The 16759-nt window shown below is 69.2% G+C and carries 18 protein-coding genes; 8 read left to right on the plus strand and 10 right to left on the minus strand.

Annotation, left to right across the window (positions count from 1 at the left end; all coding sequences use genetic code 11):
• Positions 1 to 45: 45 nt before the first annotated feature.
• The 3 genes from ACFXJL_RS26575 to ACFXJL_RS26585 all read right to left on the minus strand — a co-directional run bounded on the left by ACFXJL_RS26575 (position 46) and on the right by ACFXJL_RS26585 (position 2361).
• The gene (locus ACFXJL_RS26575) at positions 46 to 831 is read right to left on the minus strand and encodes a hypothetical protein (RefSeq protein ID WP_384696404.1); all 786 of its coding nucleotides are present in this window, start codon (positions 829 to 831) and stop codon (positions 46 to 48) included.
• A gap of 55 nt (positions 832 to 886) precedes the next feature.
• A complete protein-coding gene (locus ACFXJL_RS26580) occupies positions 887 to 1267 on the minus strand; it encodes a hypothetical protein (protein ID WP_384696407.1) in 381 nt (126 codons plus the stop codon).
• A gap of 128 nt (positions 1268 to 1395) precedes the next feature.
• Positions 1396 to 2361: an ATP-binding protein gene (locus ACFXJL_RS26585; RefSeq protein ID WP_384696410.1), complete on the minus strand. Its 966-nt coding sequence runs from the start codon at positions 2359 to 2361 to the stop codon at positions 1396 to 1398.
• 578 nt (positions 2362 to 2939) lie between these two features.
• On the opposite strand from ACFXJL_RS26585, the gene ACFXJL_RS26590 reads away from it, so the two are divergent.
• From ACFXJL_RS26590 to ACFXJL_RS26600, 3 genes are all read left to right on the plus strand, one after another.
• Complete coding sequence (locus ACFXJL_RS26590; protein ID WP_384696413.1) at positions 2940 to 3911, plus strand: hypothetical protein; 972 nt, start codon at positions 2940 to 2942, stop codon at positions 3909 to 3911.
• 10 nt (positions 3912 to 3921) lie between these two features.
• The gene (locus ACFXJL_RS26595) at positions 3922 to 4500 is read left to right on the plus strand and encodes a GNAT family N-acetyltransferase (RefSeq protein WP_384696415.1); all 579 of its coding nucleotides are present in this window, start codon (positions 3922 to 3924) and stop codon (positions 4498 to 4500) included.
• A 293-nt stretch (positions 4501 to 4793) separates the two neighbouring features.
• Positions 4794 to 5660 (plus strand): alpha/beta fold hydrolase, encoded by an 867-nt coding sequence (locus ACFXJL_RS26600; RefSeq protein ID WP_384696418.1) that lies wholly within the window; start codon positions 4794 to 4796, stop codon positions 5658 to 5660.
• Here ACFXJL_RS26600 and ACFXJL_RS26605 read toward each other — a convergent pair.
• Positions 5645 to 6064, minus strand: a complete 420-nt coding sequence (locus tag ACFXJL_RS26605; RefSeq protein WP_358879436.1) for a CBS domain-containing protein — start codon at positions 6062 to 6064, stop codon at positions 5645 to 5647. The two genes, ACFXJL_RS26600 and ACFXJL_RS26605, sit on opposite strands and share 16 nt — an antisense overlap.
• Before the next feature lie 149 nt (positions 6065 to 6213).
• Here ACFXJL_RS26605 and ACFXJL_RS26610 point away from each other — a divergent pair, with 149 nt between their 5' ends.
• The gene (locus ACFXJL_RS26610; protein WP_384634499.1) at positions 6214 to 6657 is read left to right on the plus strand and encodes a DUF5990 family protein; all 444 of its coding nucleotides are present in this window, start codon (positions 6214 to 6216) and stop codon (positions 6655 to 6657) included.
• Between the two features lie 9 nt (positions 6658 to 6666).
• Here ACFXJL_RS26610 and ACFXJL_RS26615 read toward each other — a convergent pair whose 3' ends face one another.
• The 3 genes from ACFXJL_RS26615 to ACFXJL_RS26625 all read right to left on the minus strand — a co-directional run bounded on the left by ACFXJL_RS26615 (position 6667) and on the right by ACFXJL_RS26625 (position 8473).
• Positions 6667 to 7317 carry a DUF305 domain-containing protein gene (locus tag ACFXJL_RS26615; protein WP_384696423.1) on the minus strand — a complete coding sequence of 217 codons (651 nt, stop codon included), beginning with the start codon at positions 7315 to 7317 and terminating at the stop codon, positions 6667 to 6669.
• A 19-nt stretch (positions 7318 to 7336) separates the two neighbouring features.
• Complete coding sequence (locus tag ACFXJL_RS26620) at positions 7337 to 7981, minus strand: DUF3105 domain-containing protein (RefSeq protein ID WP_358879439.1); 645 nt, start codon at positions 7979 to 7981, stop codon at positions 7337 to 7339.
• A gap of 129 nt (positions 7982 to 8110) precedes the next feature.
• A complete protein-coding gene (locus ACFXJL_RS26625; RefSeq protein ID WP_358879440.1) occupies positions 8111 to 8473 on the minus strand; it encodes a hypothetical protein in 363 nt (120 codons plus the stop codon).
• A 241-nt stretch (positions 8474 to 8714) separates the two neighbouring features.
• Between ACFXJL_RS26625 and ACFXJL_RS26630 the strand changes: the two genes are divergently transcribed.
• The gene (locus ACFXJL_RS26630) at positions 8715 to 10076 is read left to right on the plus strand and encodes a glutamine synthetase family protein (protein ID WP_329017836.1); all 1362 of its coding nucleotides are present in this window, start codon (positions 8715 to 8717) and stop codon (positions 10074 to 10076) included.
• Positions 10077 to 10249: 173 nt separating this feature from the next.
• The gene (locus ACFXJL_RS26635) at positions 10250 to 10450 is read left to right on the plus strand and encodes an antitoxin (protein ID WP_329017829.1); all 201 of its coding nucleotides are present in this window, start codon (positions 10250 to 10252) and stop codon (positions 10448 to 10450) included.
• Positions 10451 to 10628: 178 nt separating this feature from the next.
• On the opposite strand, the gene ACFXJL_RS26640 is transcribed toward ACFXJL_RS26635, so the two are convergent.
• Positions 10629 to 11060, minus strand: coding sequence for a VOC family protein (locus ACFXJL_RS26640; protein ID WP_358879442.1), 432 nt, complete (start codon positions 11058 to 11060; stop codon positions 10629 to 10631).
• A gap of 54 nt (positions 11061 to 11114) precedes the next feature.
• A complete protein-coding gene (locus ACFXJL_RS26645; RefSeq protein WP_384696426.1) occupies positions 11115 to 11639 on the minus strand; it encodes a pyridoxamine 5'-phosphate oxidase family protein in 525 nt (174 codons plus the stop codon).
• Positions 11640 to 11871: 232 nt separating this feature from the next.
• On the opposite strand from ACFXJL_RS26645, the gene ACFXJL_RS26650 reads away from it, so the two are divergent.
• Together ACFXJL_RS26650 and ACFXJL_RS26655 are read left to right on the plus strand one after the other, a co-directional pair.
• Entirely contained in the window at positions 11872 to 14862 is a 2991-nt protein-coding gene (locus tag ACFXJL_RS26650) for a bifunctional [glutamine synthetase] adenylyltransferase/[glutamine synthetase]-adenylyl-L-tyrosine phosphorylase (protein ID WP_384696430.1), read from the plus strand.
• Positions 14863 to 15082: 220 nt separating this feature from the next.
• Positions 15083 to 16144, plus strand: coding sequence for an alpha/beta hydrolase (locus ACFXJL_RS26655; RefSeq protein WP_384696433.1), 1062 nt, complete (start codon positions 15083 to 15085; stop codon positions 16142 to 16144).
• Here the strand turns inward: ACFXJL_RS26655 and ACFXJL_RS26660 are convergent.
• A complete protein-coding gene (locus tag ACFXJL_RS26660; RefSeq protein ID WP_358879446.1) occupies positions 16141 to 16746 on the minus strand; it encodes a TetR/AcrR family transcriptional regulator C-terminal domain-containing protein in 606 nt (201 codons plus the stop codon). The genes ACFXJL_RS26655 and ACFXJL_RS26660 overlap by 4 nt on opposite strands.
• Positions 16747 to 16759: the final 13 nt, after the last annotated feature.

Below are 16759 nucleotides of genomic sequence, written 5' to 3' on the forward strand. Positions count from 1 at the left end.
CCCAGGTGCCTGTTGTCCGGTGCCCGGGCGACCAACCCCGGAGGATCAGGCACCATCGCCGGCCCGGCCCCGTGCCCGGAGCACCGGACGATGCCGGCAGGAGCGCTCTGGTGCCTCGGTTCCGGCCTCAATGGCGCCGATCAGGTCGCTGATCTGCTCCAATGTGGCCGTGCCGATACGGATCTGGTGGGGTCGGTCTTGAACACAGCTGGTGCAGGCCGGATGCGGGGTGACCTTGATCCGAGGGGCCAGGCGGCGGAGCCGGCCGCGGAGGCGGTCCGTGATCCCTTCGGTGTTTCGCCCGTTGGCCGGGTTGGCTCGGGGAGGATGCTTCCCCCCGAGAACCGTGATCAAGGTGAGGGCGTCGCTTGCGCTGATCGTCCCGATCTCCATGCCCAGATCGTTGATCCACGTGTCGCTGACCTCTACGCCGGCAGCATGGAGGGCGGCGCCCAGGCGATGCTTGAGGAGGCCGGACTCCGGCATCTCCTGCCAGATCAGCGTGGTCAAGCGCTGCGCGTCGGCGGGGGTGGCCAGGGTGAGGAAGGGGCCCCGTTCATACCAGGGGGAGACGGTGATCTGCGCGTTGACCTCCTGCCTGTGGAGGGCCTGTTGCAAGGTACGGCGGTCGTCGTCGCAGTCCAGCGGGTAGGCAGGAACCCCTGCCAGGGTGAATCGGATCGGGGAGTGGAAATGCACCGTGACCGACTCTGAAGCGGTCTGGTCCACGAGGGCCCAATGGCCACGGGCCTTCAGGGCCTCGATCAGCTCGCGCATGGCGAGGTCAACTTCTGAGAGGGCGTCGCTGAAGGCCCCGGTGGGCGAGTTCATGGCATGTCCTGAGATGTCGAGAGGGTGGGGGGCGGCATGGGGGCCTGGAGGTCACTCAGCGCGGTGAGCTGAGGGTCCTGTTGTCACGGCTTCCGATGCGTGGCCAGGGGGTACCGAATGAGCTGAGGTCGACTTGGGCGGAAGCCCTCCACGACCAGGCCGTCAGCTTGTATCGACCTGTCCAGTCAGCGGCTTCCAAGGAGAACTCGTGACCGGCCTTGAGGTCCTGCACGATCTCGCGCCGAGCGTCTTCATCCGCGATCCAGGCCCGTAGCAGGGTCGGCGCGTCACCGAGGTCGAGATCGAGCGCTGTCCGGGCGTCGACGGAGAAGAGCGCAGCCGACCACGGAACGTCGGGATCGGGATCCAGGCCGTTGGCGAGGCGCTCCGCCTGCACACACAGCCACCGCACCGCTCGCGCTGCATACGGAGTCACGAACGCACCGAGACAGATGGGCTTGGGCTCGGGAGGCTCGGGGAGACAGTCAGCGGCCACCTCGGCCCAGTACAGGAAACACTCCTCAAAACCCGTACCGTTCCGCGACGAACGCTGGGGGAGCCCGCTCACCGCGGCGTGGAGTGGTCGCCGGCTGCAACGATGGCCCAGATGGCCTTACCACCCTGGTCCAGGAGTTCCACGCCCCACTGGCCTCCGCAGTGCGCAGCCACGAGCGCCAGACCCCGGCCCGATTCAGCCTGGTCACCCACGCTTCGACTACGGGGGAGGGCCTGAGACTCATCCACCACCGCCACCCGCACAGACGTCCGGTCCTGCCTCGTCACGGTCACCCGAATCCGGGGCCCCGACGCGTGCACGAAAGCGTTGGCGACTAACTCCGACACCACCAACTGCGCCGCGTCGGCCACGTTTTCCAAGCCCCACGCGCTGAGCGCCGAGGACACGAGGCAACGGGCGCTCCGCGCCGACTCAGGAACTCTCGGCAGAGTCTCCGTGTAGACGGGACTGGCCGCGATCGCAGTGGTGTTGTCTCTTCGACCTGCCGCATCGTGCGACCCGCTCAGGACGTTCTGCCCCACGGTGACCAGGGCGGTGAGTCTGTGGGGCGGGCAGAGCACACCGGGACCGCTGGGAGGGACCACCCACCACGGGCCTTCGTCCCGGTGCTCCTGCACGTCAGGTGCGGGGACATGGAGCAAAGCCCGGTGGGGGTGCGCCATCGTGCCGACCATCGCCCACCGCATTCCAGCGGCTGCCGGTACGAGAGCCGTGTACGACGGCCCCCGGCCGAAGCCGGCCTGAGTGAAGAAGACCGGTCCCCCTTCAAGGAGTTCGGCGAGCGGGGCCGCGCACTTCGGCGGCTCCGCCAGACCGATGGCGGCATGAACCAGGTCAGCCGGGACAGTGATCGCCCCGAACAACTCACCGGGACGCAGCCAAGCAGCCCCGACCTCCTGCCACTCCCGAGACGCCTGCGGCTCCGACGGGCCAGCGGCCAGTATCCAGCGACCAGAGGAACGACCGCCACTGGCTACTAGCTGTGTGATCTTGCCATCCGACAAGGGGTCCATGAGGGCTCCTCGGTCCGGGAGCAGCCGCCGCAAGTGTGTAAGGCGGTCGGCTGCCATCCGCTGAGATAGATGCGGATAAAACGGGTGTCACGGGCAGTGGAGAGGTCAGCCCGAGGGGGAGGTGATGAGGGTGTACGGATTGCGGAGCGGGTCCGCGTGACTACTCAACGGCATGACCTGAGTCGCCGGGGAGGGCGATACGGGAAATTCAACTCTCCTGCGGATAGGCCGATTTGACCCCTGCTTTACCTCTGTTGGCAGCCAGATTCCTCTACGCTCATCGAGTGCTCCCGACCCAAAATGTGAAACTTGTCGCATGGATGACTGATCACGGGGTCAGCTCCAACTTGCTTGCAGAACAGGTCAATCGGGCCATCGGAGATCTCACTGGGAAGCCTGGCGGCGTCGATGGGTCGACGGTGCGCGACTGGCGTGCCGGAAGGGTCCGGTGGCCCAAGACCGTCACCCGAATCGCTCTTCAGCAGATCACCGGCCTGACCGCACTCGAACTAGGGTTCATTCCCAGGGGCAAGTCCTCGTCGACTCCCAGCCCGCAACCGTCCGAGGAGGGAGGTCCTGTGAAACGCCGCAGGTTCATCGCTGCCGGTACCGGACTCGCTGCCGGAATCACCTCCGCTGCCCCCTTCACCCTGGGTGCAACCGATGTGCAGCGCTTGCAAGACGATCTGGGCAACCTGTTGCGACTCGATGACCAAAATGGCGGCGGACCCGAGCTGGAACGGAGGGCGGTCGCCCTGAGCGACCACGCCGTAAGCCTCCAGACAACCGGTCGCGCTACCACGCGCATCCGCAGCCGGCTCTACTCCCTGGCGGCTTCCTTCCGTGCGCTCGCCTTATGGGCTGCGATCGACTCACGACGGTTGGACCAGGCAGGCCGCCATATGGAGACGGCTGTGACTCTGGCCGGGCTATCCCGCGACGGGCTGGTCCAGCATCAGGTGTGGCGCTTTGCTTCCAGTCTGGCGATCCAGCGCGGAAACTGGATCGAAGCCACTGCGGCCAACGAGGCCGCAGCTCTGACCTCCGTACACCGCAGGGATCCCCTATACGCCTCCCTTACCAACGCGCGGCTCGCCGTGACGTTGGCCAAGCAGGAGCCGGCCCGGGCGCGGCGAGCATTGGACCGCGCGGAACTTGCCTTCGGTCGAGCAGATCTAGCAGCCCACCGGCCGGTCGCAATGGAGTTCTACACCCGGAGCGAGTTGGACGGCCTGCTCGGAGTCGCCCACCTTCACCTCGGCGAGCCGGAGGCTGCCGAAGCCCGCTTTCATCGTTCCATCGCCGGACTTCGCCCCGAACAACACCGCAACCGCGCCTACTACACAGTTCACGCAGCGCAGGCGCAGCTACGACAGAGAGACATCGAGCAGGCGTGCGCTACAGCTGCCACCGTGATTCCGCCGCCGTGGTCGACAGAGAGCGGGCGCATTCCTCACATGCTCGGTGGCTTCACCAAGCAACTTCGGGTCACCGCACCCGACGCCTCAATCACCCGCGAATGGCTCCACCAAATTCGCGCCGCGGACTGAAGAGGAACTGATGACTGACTTTCCACTGACGTTGCGTCGCTTCGGACTTCAGGACGTCGACACCGTGCGAGACACACTTGTCGACACCTACGCCGAGGTATACGCAGACAGGCTCGCCGAACCCTTCCTGTCCCTGCACCGGTTCCAGGAGCGATTGCAGGGTCACATTTCCCGACCCGGGTGGACCGCAGTCGTCGGCTACGACGGCGATCAGGCGATTGGCTACGCCTACGCTGCCCCGCTTCCGGAATCCCCCCGCTGGTGGGTGGGACTGACCGACCCGGCCACCGGGCTCGACACTACGGAGACCGGTTCGCGGACGTTGGCTCTGTTTGAGCTGATGGTCCGGACTCCCTGGAGGAAGACCGGCACAGCGCAGGCCATCCACGAAGACCTCTTGACCGGCCGTCCTGAGGAACGTGTGACGCTGATGGTCGAGCCACACAAGCCCGGCGTTCGGCGCCTGTACGAGCGGTGGGGGTATGCGCGTGTGGGCAGCGTGCAACCGTTCCCGGATTCCCCCACGTTCCACGTCATGCTTCGTGAGTTGGGCGGGGATCAAGGGGCCGGTAGTAGATCCTTGATCTAGCCCGCCTCGCCCCGGCCGTCAGGTCAGAGAGGGGCGTCGGGGCTGCCCCACTGCACCCCGGCGTGTCCTGCGAGGGGTGGTGGACGGTCCGGCTCACGATCGAGGTGCACCGATCTGAGGTCGTCTCGATCGACTCGTGGCCCGAACTCCGCTGGACGTAGGTGAGACCGTGTGAAGCCGAGAGCAGTGCGTCGACGTGCGAGCGTCGGAGGTCGTACCGGGTGGGGAACCTCTCGTACGGCGGTAGTGCCCCGGACGGCGGCCCCTCGCCCACGGGCGGAAGAGGTGCCGTGATGTGGATCCGGATCGCCGGCGTACCCCACCACGTACGCGTTGAGGGCTCCGGCCCGCTCTGTGTCCTCAGCGCCGGGCTCGGCCTGACCTGGTTCGATTGGGACCCCGTCGTCCCCCTGCTCGCTCCTCACCGCACGGTCGTGCGCTTCGACCGCCCTGGGCACGGGCTGAGCGGCCCAGCACTCGTCCCGCCCTCGCTAGCCGGGGAGGCCCACCGGATCGCGGCTCTCGTGCGCGCGCTCGACCCGACGGGACCCCCGGCCCATGAGCCCCGGACCGGCGTGACCGTGGTCGGACACTCCATCGCCGGGTTCCACGTCGAAGCCTTCGCCCGACTCCACCCCTCGATGACCGCAGGCGTGGTCCTGGTCGACTCCAGCGTGGAGGAGGGCGTCCGCACCCCGGCTGCCCCCGCACTGCGGAGCGCAGCGGCCCTTGGCGTGGGCAGCGCCCTCGGTGCCGTTGGTGTCCCCGCGGCCCTTGGCCCCACCGCCCGCCGGCTGGCCGTACGCCTCGCCCGTACCGGGGGCGGCGACCCGGCCCCGCGCGAACTCCTACGGCGCTGCTACGCCACGACCCGCGTCCTGCGAGGAGCGCTGTTGGAGAACGCGCACTACCGCGCGGTCGCCGTCGAACTCCTCGCCCTGCGCGAACGCCGTCCCCTGCCCATCGGGGTGCCCGTCACCGTTCTCGCAGCTTCGACGGGCGGACGGCGCCGACTGGCTCGGCAACAGCGGCTCGCCACCGTACTGGGCGCCCGCTACCGCGAGATCGGGCCCGCGGGCCATCTGCTGATGCTGGACCGCCCGGACGCGGTGGCCCGGGCGGTGCTCGACATGGGCGGCGCCGGTCAGCCCCTGGCGTAGACCCGCTCCACCCACCCGGCGAGTTGTTCGTCCGAGAGGTGCTGGGCCAGATCCGCCTCGCTGATCATGCCCACCAGCCGCTTGCCCTCGATCACCGGCAGTCGACGGATCTGGTGGACCTCCATCTCCTGGAGGACGTCGTCCACCCCCGAGTCGGCCTCGATCCAGCGCGGCGTGCCCTTGGCGAGCTCACCGGCGGTCACCTTGGCCGGATCGTGGCCGAGGGCGACGCAGCCCACGACGATGTCACGGTCGGTGAGAATGCCGCAGAGCCGCTCATTGGCATCGGCGATCGGCAGCGCCCCCACATGGTGGGCACGCATCAGCTGCGCGGCTCGGTCGAGGGTCTCGTGTGCGGGAATCCACTGTGCCCCGCTGTGCATGATGTCCTTGGCGGTGGTCATGACGTTCGCGCCTCCTGGTACGTCACAGCTGCCGCGCGGGCAGCTGAAGGTCCGGGCGAACTCATCGTCATGGGGCCATTGGGAGTACGCGACCGCTGTAGGCCACATGGGTGAATATGGTGCGGGTGGGACCGACGAAGGGGAACGGAATGGCGCGGCTGACCTTGCAGATCAGGGGCCATGAGCTGCCCGGCGGCAGCTGCGGCGAGTACCGCCATGTCCATGTGGGCACCCAGCGGGGCAAGAACCCCGAACAACTGGTGTCGGCGGACGTGGCCGAGACGGTCTTCGACATCCCCGTCGAGACGGTCGGTGCCGCCGACGGCACCACCGACTTCAAGGGACCGCACGTCCAGGGCCCTCGCGGATCCCGATTCATCTATCTGACCTGGGGCGAGCTTCCCCCAGGGGGCGAGTTCGCGATGTTCCGACGGGCGAAGTTCTTCCTCGCCGACCTTCCGCCCGAGGCGGCGGCGGGAGGCACCGTGCGTACCGATGTCGCCCTGACGGACGACCGGGGGCTGCCCCTGTGCGCGGCGGTCCGCCCGCCCCGGATCACCTGGCGGTTCTCCGGAGCGGACGACCGTGATTGAGCAAAGGGCTCAGGTACGCACCTGAGCGCCCCGCTCCTTCAGCAGGTCCACCATCAGTTCCACCTCGGAGCGCTGGGCGTCGACCATGCCCTGCGCCAACTGCTTCTCGGGCGCCACCGTGCACAGACGGACACAGCCCTCGGCCATGGCCACTCCACCGTTGTGGTGGACGATCATCAACTGGAGGAACTCGACCTCGGCGGCCTTGCCGCTGAGGGTTCCGAGCCTTTCCAGCTGCGCCTTCGTCGCCATCCCCGGCATCAATGAACCCTCCCCGGCCGACTGCTGCCCGGAGTGTCCGCTGTGGTCGCCGCCGCCCCGTGACATCCAGGCCATCGGCTCGCTGCCCGTCGTCGTGACCGGCAGCCCCCACAGGTCCAGCCAGCCCAGCATCATGCCGCGCTGGTTGGCCTGGGTGTTGGCGATGTCGTACGCCAGCCGACGGATCCCCTCGTCCTTGGTGCGATCGCGGATGATGAACGACATCTCCACCGCCTGCTGGTGGTGGAGCGACATATCGCGGGCGAATCCCGCGTCCGCGGAGTCGGACGCAGGCGTCCGGGGGCCGCCGCCGTCACCCGCGGAAGCCACCGTCGCGGCCCCGGCGAACAACAGCGCCAGGACGACCGCCGCGATGGCGGCCCAATGCGTACGTGTCATTGCGATCACCGCCCGTTCACTAGCTCCTCAGGCCGCCCGTGCAGGCCGCGCCCTTCTCGGGAGTCTGCTCGCCCAGCACGTACTTGGTGAAGAACTGCTCCACCCGCGAGTCGGACGCCTTCTCGACGGTGAGCTGCTTGCCCCAGGCACTCAGCATGATCGGGCCGGCCTGGTCCTTGACCGGGCTCATCAGCGTGTACTGGTTGCCCTTGACCCGCTTCTCCAACTTGTCCACGTCGGCCTTGGCGGCCTTGTCGTTGTAGGTCACCCACACGGCGCCGTGCTCCAGGGAGTGCACGGCGTTCTCGTTCGGGATCGACTCCTTGTAGACGTCACCGTTGCAGTTCATCCACGCCTGGTGGTGGTCGCCGCCGACCGGGGGCGTCATGGGGTACTTGACGGCCTCCTTGACGTGGGTGCGGCCGAGCTTCTTGGCGTCCCAGGTCTTCTCGTCCTTGATGGGTTCCTTGGCCTGGGCGACCTTCTGCTCCTGCTCGTCGTTCTCCTTCTCCAGCACGTAGACGCCGAAGCCGATGAGCGAGGCGACGACGATGCCGCTGAGGCTGATGGTGAGGATGCGATTGCGACGCTCGCGGGACTGGTCGGCCTTGCGCATGGCCTCTATTCGGGCGCGGCGGTCGTCGCTGGTCTTACGGGAAGCCATGGTGTGTCGTCCTTCTTCACTGGGTGATCGATGGGGGTGTGTGCGGAGCTGTGGGGGGAGCGGACCCGTTGCGGCCCACCTCCGGATCCCGGTCGGGTTGTCTGCCCCGGCCGGCCCGAAAGGAGGGCACTAGGTCCGCAGCACCTGAAGGACGTGCAGATCGGGAGCACGCGCCAGCGCCCCTGAGCGCGTCGAACGATCGACTGCGGGCGCTGTGTCACGGCGGACGCCCTGCTCGCCGGCGTCGACGGGGTGGTCCGGCGGCGGCGACGTCAGTACGGCTGCGCTGACCTCGGGCAGCAATCCACAGGCCCCGCTGTCATAGGGGCAGGAGAAGGCCGGTGGCACATCGCCCGCGGCCGGCGCGGGAGCGTGGTGATCGGTCAGCGGGCCCAGACAGATGACGAGCGCGCCGAGGAGCGTCGCCACGGCACTCAGCAGTGCCGCGGGACGCGTGCTACGCGTGATGAGGTCGAGCCGCGAACCCCCCATGGCCGTGATCGTAGCGAGCGAGCCCGCCGAGCACCTCATACGGGGCGGCCAAAACAGCTTTCGCCAGGTGGCCGGAACCACCCGGGAGCCGCCACGGGCGCCCTCAGGGTCGTACGGCGGTGCCCCCTGACCCACAATGGGGCTCAGCGCTGGTGCGCAATGTGCCGGAAACCCATGGATGGGATGCTCGCGGGAGCGGACGGCTCGACCAGCAATGAGTGGGTGGAAGGATTGGGTGGCAATGGATAAGCAGCAGGAGTTCGTGCTCCGCACGTTGGAGGAGCGCGACATCCGCTTCGTGCGTCTGTGGTTCACCGACGTGCTCGGCTTCCTCAAGTCGGTCGCGGTGGCCCCCGCCGAGCTTGAGCAGGCGTTCGACGAAGGCATCGGCTTCGACGGATCCGCGATCGAGGGCTTCGCCCGCGTGTACGAATCCGACATGATCGCCAAGCCGGACCCGGGCACCTTCCAGATCCTGCCCTGGCGTGCGGAGGCCCCGGGCACGGCCCGGATGTTCTGCGACATCCTCATGCCCGACGGCTCACCGTCCTTCGCCGACCCCCGCTATGTGCTCAAGCGGATGCTCGCCAAGACCTCCGATCTGGGCTTCACCTTCTACACCCACCCGGAGATCGAGTTCTTCCTGCTGAAGGACAAGCCCCTCGACGGCAGCCGACCCGTGCCCGCCGACAACTCGGGCTACTTCGACCACACCCCCCAGAACGTCGGCATGGACTTCCGCCGGCAAGCGATCACCATGCTGGAGTCCATGGGGATCTCGGTGGAGTTCAGTCACCACGAGGGCGCCCCCGGCCAGCAGGAGATCGACCTGCGGTACGCCGACGCACTCTCCACCGCCGACAACGTGATGACCTTCCGGCTGGTGATGAAGCAGGTCGCGCTGGAACAGGGCGTACAGGCGACCTTCATGCCGAAACCGTTCAGCGAGTACCCGGGCTCCGGGATGCACACCCACCTCTCCCTCTTCGAGGGGGACCGGAACGCCTTCTACGAGTCCGGTGCGGAGTACCAACTCTCCAAGGTGGGCCGCTCCTTCATCGCCGGCCTGCTGCGCCACGCGGCCGAGATCTCCGCCGTCACCAACCAGTGGGTCAACTCCTACAAGCGCATCTGGGGCGGTTCGGCCCGCAGCGCGGGCGCGGGCGGCGAAGCCCCCTCGTACATCTGTTGGGGCCACAACAACCGCTCGGCGCTGATCCGCGTCCCGATGTACAAGCCGGGCAAGACGGGCTCCTCGCGCGTCGAGGTCCGCTCCATCGACTCGGGCGCGAACCCCTATCTGACCTATGCGGTGCTCCTGGCCGCGGGCCTCAAGGGCATCGAGGAGGGCTATGAACTGCCGCCCGGCGCGGACGACGACGTATGGGCACTGTCGGACGGCGAACGACGGGCGATGGGCATCGAACCGCTGCCGCAGAACCTCGGCGAGGCGATCTCCCTGATGGAGCGCAGCGAACTGGTCGCCGAGACGCTGGGGGAGCACGTCTTCGACTTCTTCCTGCGCAACAAGAAGCAGGAGTGGGAGGAGTACCGCTCGGAGGTCACCGCCTTCGAGCTGCGGAAGATGATGCCGGTGCTGTAGGCCCTCGCCGCAGCGGTCTCCCCCCGTACGACGGGCCGTCGGAATCCGGTCGGTGGTCCGTCGTTTCCGGGCTCGCAGGGCTTCTCAGGGCTCCTCAGGGCTGTCGGGATGCGGAGCGCCGCTTGTGCGGTGACCCTGGAGTAGAGGGGGACGAGCGCAGAAGGGATGACCCCATGTCCGTGATGGACAAGCTCAAGAACATGCTCAAGGGCCACGAGTCCCAGGCAGACAAGGGCGTCGACCGGGCCGGTGACAAGGTCGACGAGAAGACCCAGGGCAAGTACACCGGCCAGGTGGACACCGCACAGGACAAGATGAAGGGCCAGTACGGCTCCGGTGGCACCTCTGGGCAGGGACAGCCCCCGCAGACCTGACGTACGGGAGTCACCCCGCCCCCTGCGCCCCGGTGCCGGCCCCTCAGGGCCTCGGCACGGCGAGGTGGTGCGAACACACTGCTGGGTGCCGAGGGGAGTCCCGGTGCGCCCGGTGGTCCGCAAGGACCACCGGGGCGCACTGCGTGGTGCTGCTGACGAGGGCCGACCGGGCGGGGGGTCAGCGGTCCGACAGGGGTGACGGCGCCTCCTGGATCGCCCAGCCGTTGCCGTCCGGGTCGCGGAAGAAGGCGAAGGAGTTCCACACTCCGCCCGGACCCCCCTCCCAGCCGCTCTCACCCACGTGCTGGATCTCACTGATGTCCACCGCGCGCTCCACCAGCGCCGCGCGGGCCGCCGCGAGGTCCGTCACGCACAACTGGAGCCCCTGGAGCGCGCCCGGCGCCATCGACCGCTGTCCCGGCGCCGGAGGGAACCCTCCCATCAGGGCGATCGAACAGCGCGAGCCCGGCGGCGTGAGTTGGACGATGCGCACGCCCGGCGCGACCTCTTGATCCACGTCGAGGCGGAAGCCGCAGCCCTCCTCGTAGAACTTCTTCGAGCGGTCCAGATCGGTCACCGGGACGGTGACGACCTCAAGCGTCAACTCCATGAGCGGGACTTCCTCCCTGTAGCTATCGGTGGGGCGAACGGTCGACGGGGCGATTCAGCCCTGACCGAACCGCCAGCGCGTCATTCCGTACGGTCCCTTGGTGAAGCCGAAAGCGGTACGCGGCTCCACCCGGAACACCAGGGCCGGGCCGCCCTGTCCCACGAATACCCCGTCCTGCACCTCGAAGGTCCACTCCGAGCCGTACTTGCCCGTGTACGCGCCGGCCAGCGAACGCAGCCGGGCATCGTCGGTCACCCGCTCCGCCGTGCCCTCGACCACGAGGTCACAACCCCCGTGCAGTGAGTTGACACCGGTCGTGAGCACCACTTCCCGGTTCTCGGCGATGTTCTTCGCCTTGCGCTCGTCCTGACCGGTACAGAAGTTGAGCCCGTTCTCGTGCCACACCGCGATCAGCGGGGTGACGTGCGGGCGGCCGTCGGGACGGACCGTCGACAACCAGAAGACCTCGGCCGCCGTCAACAACTCCACCGCCTCGGACCAGTCCTCGGCCGCGGCCTCGTCCTCGCTGAAACGGGTGATCAACTGGGTCAATGGGGGAGGGGATGCGGAGTCGACCATGGGGGGTGGTCCTCTCGTACGGGTGCGGTGCAACGTTTCGTCGCGGTCGGAGGTCGCCGAGCTGAGTGCAAGGGAGACTGCCTCCGCGGCCCATACTCATCGCTCGGGCGCGGACCACAGGGGACCGCCGCGCGAAGCTGCGGCTAGTCTCCCTTGCAGACCTTGATCGCGGCCCGGTACGAGCGCCGGGCACGGGGCTAGCGCGGGGCGAGCGCGGAACGGAGGCGACGGGATGACGGCGGTTCCCGGGCGCAGGAGCAGTACCTTCACACGGTTGCTGCGGCACGGTTTCACCGACCCAGCCGCCGCCGAGAGACTGCTCGACCTGCCCGTCCTCGCCCCCGTACGGGACGATTCCGTACTGCTGGACGCACTGGGCGCCGCGGCCGATCCCGACCTCGCGCTGCGCAGCCTCGTCCGCCTGGTCGAAGCACAGGACCCGGACGAGCCCCGCGTGCTCCTCGACACCCTCGTCACGGCCAAACCCCTGCGCGATCGACTCCTCGGCGTCCTGGGCGCGTCCGAGGCGCTCGGCGACCACCTGGTGCGCCACCCCGGCGACTGGCGGGTCCTCGCCACCTACGAGTCGACCGACCTCCACCCCGGCGTGGCCGACTTCGAACGGTGCCTCGCCGACGCCGACGACCCCGTCTCCCTGCGCATCGGCTACCGACGCTGTCTGCTGTCCATCGCCGCCCGGGACGTCTGTGGAACGACCGGCGTCGCCCAGACCGCGGCCGAACTCGCCGACCTCGCCACCGCCACGCTCAGGGCCGCCCTGGCCATCGCCGAGGCCGCGGCCCCCGAGGACGCCGCGAGTTGTCGACTGGCCGTGATCGCCCTCGGCAAGTGCGGCGGCCATGAACTCAACTACGTCTCCGACGTCGACGTCATCTTCGTCGGAGAGCCCGCCATCGGCGTCGACGAGAACCTGGCCGTCCAGGCGGCCACCCGACTCGCCTCCCACCTCATGCGCGTCTGCTCCGAAACGACCGTCGAGGGCACGATCTGGCCGGTGGACGCCAATCTGCGCCCCGAAGGCCGCAACGGACCCCTGGTGCGCACCCTCTCCAGCCATCTGGCCTACTACCAGCGCTGGGCCAAGACCTGGGAGTTCCAAGCCCTCCTCAAGGCCCGGCCGGTCGCCGGCGACCCGGTGCTGGGCGACGAGTACATCGCCGCAGTCTCCCCACTGGTCTGGCAGGCGGCCGAGCGGGAGAACTTCGTCGCCGACGTGCAGAAGATGCGCCGACGGGTCATCGACAACATCCCCGCCGCCGAAGTGGAACGCGAACTCAAACTCGGCCCCGGCGGACTGCGGGACGTGGAGTTCGCCGTCCAACTGCTCCAACTCGTCCACGGCCGCGGCGACCCCACCCTCCACAGCGGCAGCACCCTGGAAGCGCTGGGGGCCCTCGCCGAAGGCGGCTACGTCGGACGGGTGGACGCCGCCCAACTCGACGACGCGTACCGCTTCCTGCGCGCCATGGAACACCGCATCCAGCTCTACCGGCTGCGCCGCACCCACCTGGTCCCGGAAGGCGACGCCGACCTGCGCCGACTCGGACGCTCACTGGGGCTGCGCACCGACCCGATCGCCGAACTGAACCGCTCCTGGCGGCGCCACGCATCGGTGGTGCGAAGGCTGCACGAGAAGCTGTTCTACCGGCCCCTGCTCGACGCCGTCGCCCAACTCTCCCCGGTGGAGGCCCGACTCAGCACCAAGGCCGCCCGGGAACGGCTCGAAGCGCTCGGGTACGCCGACCCGTCCGCCGCCCTGCGCCACCTGGAGGCGCTGGCGTCCGGAGTCAGCCGCAAGGCCGCCATCCAACGGACCCTGCTGCCGGTGCTGCTCGGCTGGTTTGCCGACTCCGCCGACCCCGACGCGGGACTGCTCGGCTTCCGCAAGGTGTCAGACGCCCTCGGCAAGACGCCCTGGTACCTGCGGCTGCTGCGCGACGAGGGCGCGGCGGCGGAGAACCTCGCCCGCGTCCTGTCCGCCGGGCGACTCGCCCCCGACCTGCTGCTGCGCGCCCCCGAGGCGGTGGCCATCCTCGGTGATCCAGACGGCCTCAAACCGCGCCGCCGCGACCATCTGGAACCCGAGGTCCTGGCGGCCGTCGGGCGGGCGGCGAACGCCGAGGACGCGGTCGCCGTGGCCCGCGGGGTGCGCCGCCGCGAGTTGTTCCGTACCGCCGCCGCCGATCTGATCGGCTCGTACGGCACCGAGGAGAGCCCCGCCGAGTCCGACCCGGGCGCCCTCGTCGACCGGGTGGGTCTGGCCCTCACCGATCTCAACGCGGCCACCATCGCCGGCGCGCTCCGCGCCGCTGTCGGCGCGCACTGGGGCGATGTGCTGCCGACCCGGTTCGCCGTGATCGGGGTGGGGCGCTTCGGCGGCCGGGAACTCGCCTACGGCTCGGACGCGGACGTGCTCTTCGTCCACGAGCCCCGGCCAGGAGAGGACGAGCAGGAAGCGGCCCGCGCCGCCAACACCGTCGTCACCGAGATGCGCCGGCTCCTCCAACTGCCCACCGCCGACCCACCGCTCCTCATCGACGCCGACCTGAGGCCCGAGGGCAAGAGCGGCCCCATGGTCCGCACCCTGGCGTCGTACGAGGCGTACTACCGGCGCTGGTCGCTGGTGTGGGAGAGCCAGGCCCTGCTGCGGGCCGAACCCATGGCGGGCGACCCCGACCTCGGAGCCCGGTTCATCGACCTCATCGACCCGCTGCGCTACCCCGTGGAGGGACTCGGCGAGGACGCCGTACGCGAGATCCGTCGGCTCAAGGCACGGATGGAGTCCGAGCGGCTGCCGCGCGGCGCGGACCCCACCCTCCACACCAAGTTGGGCCGCGGCGGGCTCAGCGACGTGGAGTGGACGGTCCAACTCATCCAGATGCAGCACGCCTGGTCGGAGCCCGGACTGCGCACCACCCGCACCCGCCCGGCCCTGCGCGCCGCCCATCAGGCCGGGCTGATCGGGGCGGAGGACGCCCAGACCCTGGACGAGGCATGGGTGCTGGCCACCCGGGTACGCAATGGGGTGATGTTGGTCCGCGGCCGGGCGGGGGACACCTTTCCCTCCGACGGTCGTGAACTGGCGGCCCTCGGCCGCTACTTGGGCTATGACCCCGGTCACGTCGGCGACATGCTCGACGACTACCGAAGGACGACCCGGCGGGCGCGCGGTGTGATGGAGACCCTGTTCTACGGGGCCTGAGACACCGGCCGTTGACGGTGTGACCACCGGTGGGGCGGACCCGAACGGCTCCGCCCGTACGCGGTCGACACGCCCCACCCCGGGTCGTTCGGTCCGACGCCGGCGATCCCTACGGTGGTGGGGCGGCTTCCGCCGTGCCGCTGGTGTCCGCTGCACTTCGCCCCCGACATCGACCGAATCGCCGACCATCCGCCCGCGTCCTGACCACCGGAGGAGCCCCATGCCGACCCGGTTGACCCGGATCACCCTCGCGTCCGTGCTCGCCCTGCTGATCGCCGTCCTGCTGCCCCAGCCATCCGCCGACGCACAGGGCAGCCGAGGAGCGGATCGAGTACGGGTCGTCGAGGAACGTCGCGTCGCCCCGCGGATCGTCGATCTGACCCTGGACACGCCGTCCCTGGACACCCCGGGGAAGGTGCGGCTGCTCACCCCCGACGGCTGGGACGAGCGCGACCCCCGGGACCGCTGGCCGGTGCTCTACCTGTTGAGCGGAGGCGACGGCGATCACGAGACCTGGACCCGGGAGTACCTGGTCCAGGACCGACCGGAGCTGCGCGAAGTGCTGGTCGTGATGCCGTCCATGCCGCTGTACGGCTTCTACAGCGACTGGTGGAACCATGGCAAGGGCGGCCCACCGGCCGTGGAGACCTTCCATCTCGACGAGGTCATGCCCCTGCTGGAGCGCACGTACGGGGCCGGGAAGCAGCGCGTCGCCGCGGGCGAGTCCCAGGGCGGCTACGGCGCGCTGTCCTATGCAGCGCACCGGCCGGGGCTCTTCCGAGCCGTGGCCAGTTTCAGCGGTTTCGTCCACCCGTCGCAGAATCCACGGGCGGTCCGAGCGGGCATGACGTACCTCGGTCTCGACTGGCTCGCCCTCTGGGGGGATCCGGTACTCCAACGCGCCCGCTGGCACGCCCATGACCCCTATTTCCTGGCGGAACGCCTACGGGGCACCCGGGTCCACCTGTCCAGCGGAGACGGTACGAAGGGTGAGTTGGACCCGCCGGACGTGCAGCCCGACCCGCATGTGCCGGGACTGGAGGACCCCGACAACCCCTTTCCCGCCGAAGTGATCTCGCCTTCGGAGGCCGTCATGGAGGAGCAGTCGAAGCTGCTCGCGGGCCGGTTGGCAGCCGTCGGAGTGCAGCTCAGCACCCACTTCTACGCCGGCACTCACTCGCCGCCGTACTGGTGGCGGGAGCTGGAGCGCACCCTGCCCGCGCTGCTGGCGGAACTCGGGCCGACCGACCGGCGCGGCTCGCGCGCCCAGGGCATGGCCTAGGCGGCGAGAAGTCGGCGGAAGTGCTCCACGCAGGCGCTCAGCCCCATCTCGAACGCCGCGTCGGACTGTCCCGCCGGCACCGCGGCCAGCGCCCTGGCCAGGGTGGGGGTGCTGTCGTCGTCCGACAGTTCCCACATGGTCTCGGGTGCCGCCAGATCGAGGGCCGAGCCGAGCACCACGTTCTCCACGGCGGTGATCACCGTCAGGACCGACGGGAGGGCGAATCCGGCGTCCAGTAGGGCGCGCACCGCCTGCTCGTATCCCTCCAGGACGCGCGGCGCACGGATCGGGGACGCCATCAGCAGGGGGATCACCCGTGGGTGGGCGGCGAAGGCGGCCCGGTAGGAGCGGGCCCATCCGACCAGGGCGCTGTCCCAGGGCGCGTGCTCCAGTACCGAGGTGTCGATCGCACCGGCGACGCGCTCCCGCATCAGCTCGATGATGCCGTCGCGCCCTTCGACGTGGTGGTACAGCGAACCTGTCTGCACCCCGAGCTTCCGGGCGATCTGCGGCACGCTGAACTCGCCCTGTGCGTCGACGAGCTCCAGTGCGGCGGTCGTGATGCGCTCCCGGTCGATCAGAGGTGTGCGCGGCCGTCCCATGTCTGCGATCTCC

This window comes from Streptomyces sp. NPDC059256 (assembly GCF_042753785.1).
GTDB lineage: Bacteria > Actinomycetota > Actinomycetes > Streptomycetales > Streptomycetaceae > Streptomyces.

Bases quoted from the DNA above. Each gene is read 5' to 3' on its own strand.
- ACFXJL_RS26630 (WP_329017836.1), top strand. From the start codon at position 8,715: ATGGATAAGCAGCAGGAGTTCGTGCTCCGCACGTTGGAGGAGCGCGAC.
- ACFXJL_RS26640 (WP_358879442.1), bottom strand. From the start codon at position 11,060: ATGGAGTTGACGCTTGAGGTCGTCACCGTCCCGGTGACCGATCTGGAC.
- ACFXJL_RS26650 (WP_384696430.1), top strand. From the start codon at position 11,872: ATGACGGCGGTTCCCGGGCGCAGGAGCAGTACCTTCACACGGTTGCTG.
- ACFXJL_RS26625 (WP_358879440.1), bottom strand. From the start codon at position 8,473: ATGGGGGGTTCGCGGCTCGACCTCATCACGCGTAGCACGCGTCCCGCG.
- ACFXJL_RS26615 (WP_384696423.1), bottom strand. From the start codon at position 7,317: ATGACACGTACGCATTGGGCCGCCATCGCGGCGGTCGTCCTGGCGCTG.
- ACFXJL_RS26645 (WP_384696426.1), bottom strand. From the start codon at position 11,639: ATGGTCGACTCCGCATCCCCTCCCCCATTGACCCAGTTGATCACCCGT.
- ACFXJL_RS26600 (WP_384696418.1), top strand. From the start codon at position 4,794: ATGTGGATCCGGATCGCCGGCGTACCCCACCACGTACGCGTTGAGGGC.
- ACFXJL_RS26585 (WP_384696410.1), bottom strand. From the start codon at position 2,361: ATGGACCCCTTGTCGGATGGCAAGATCACACAGCTAGTAGCCAGTGGC.
- ACFXJL_RS26620 (WP_358879439.1), bottom strand. From the start codon at position 7,981: ATGGCTTCCCGTAAGACCAGCGACGACCGCCGCGCCCGAATAGAGGCC.
- ACFXJL_RS26635 (WP_329017829.1), top strand. From the start codon at position 10,250: ATGTCCGTGATGGACAAGCTCAAGAACATGCTCAAGGGCCACGAGTCC.
- ACFXJL_RS26610 (WP_384634499.1), top strand. From the start codon at position 6,214: ATGGCGCGGCTGACCTTGCAGATCAGGGGCCATGAGCTGCCCGGCGGC.
- ACFXJL_RS26660 (WP_358879446.1), bottom strand. From the start codon at position 16,746: ATGGGACGGCCGCGCACACCTCTGATCGACCGGGAGCGCATCACGACC.
- ACFXJL_RS26605 (WP_358879436.1), bottom strand. From the start codon at position 6,064: ATGACCACCGCCAAGGACATCATGCACAGCGGGGCACAGTGGATTCCC.
- ACFXJL_RS26575 (WP_384696404.1), bottom strand. From the start codon at position 831: ATGAACTCGCCCACCGGGGCCTTCAGCGACGCCCTCTCAGAAGTTGAC.
- ACFXJL_RS26595 (WP_384696415.1), top strand. From the start codon at position 3,922: ATGACTGACTTTCCACTGACGTTGCGTCGCTTCGGACTTCAGGACGTC.
- ACFXJL_RS26655 (WP_384696433.1), top strand. From the start codon at position 15,083: ATGCCGACCCGGTTGACCCGGATCACCCTCGCGTCCGTGCTCGCCCTG.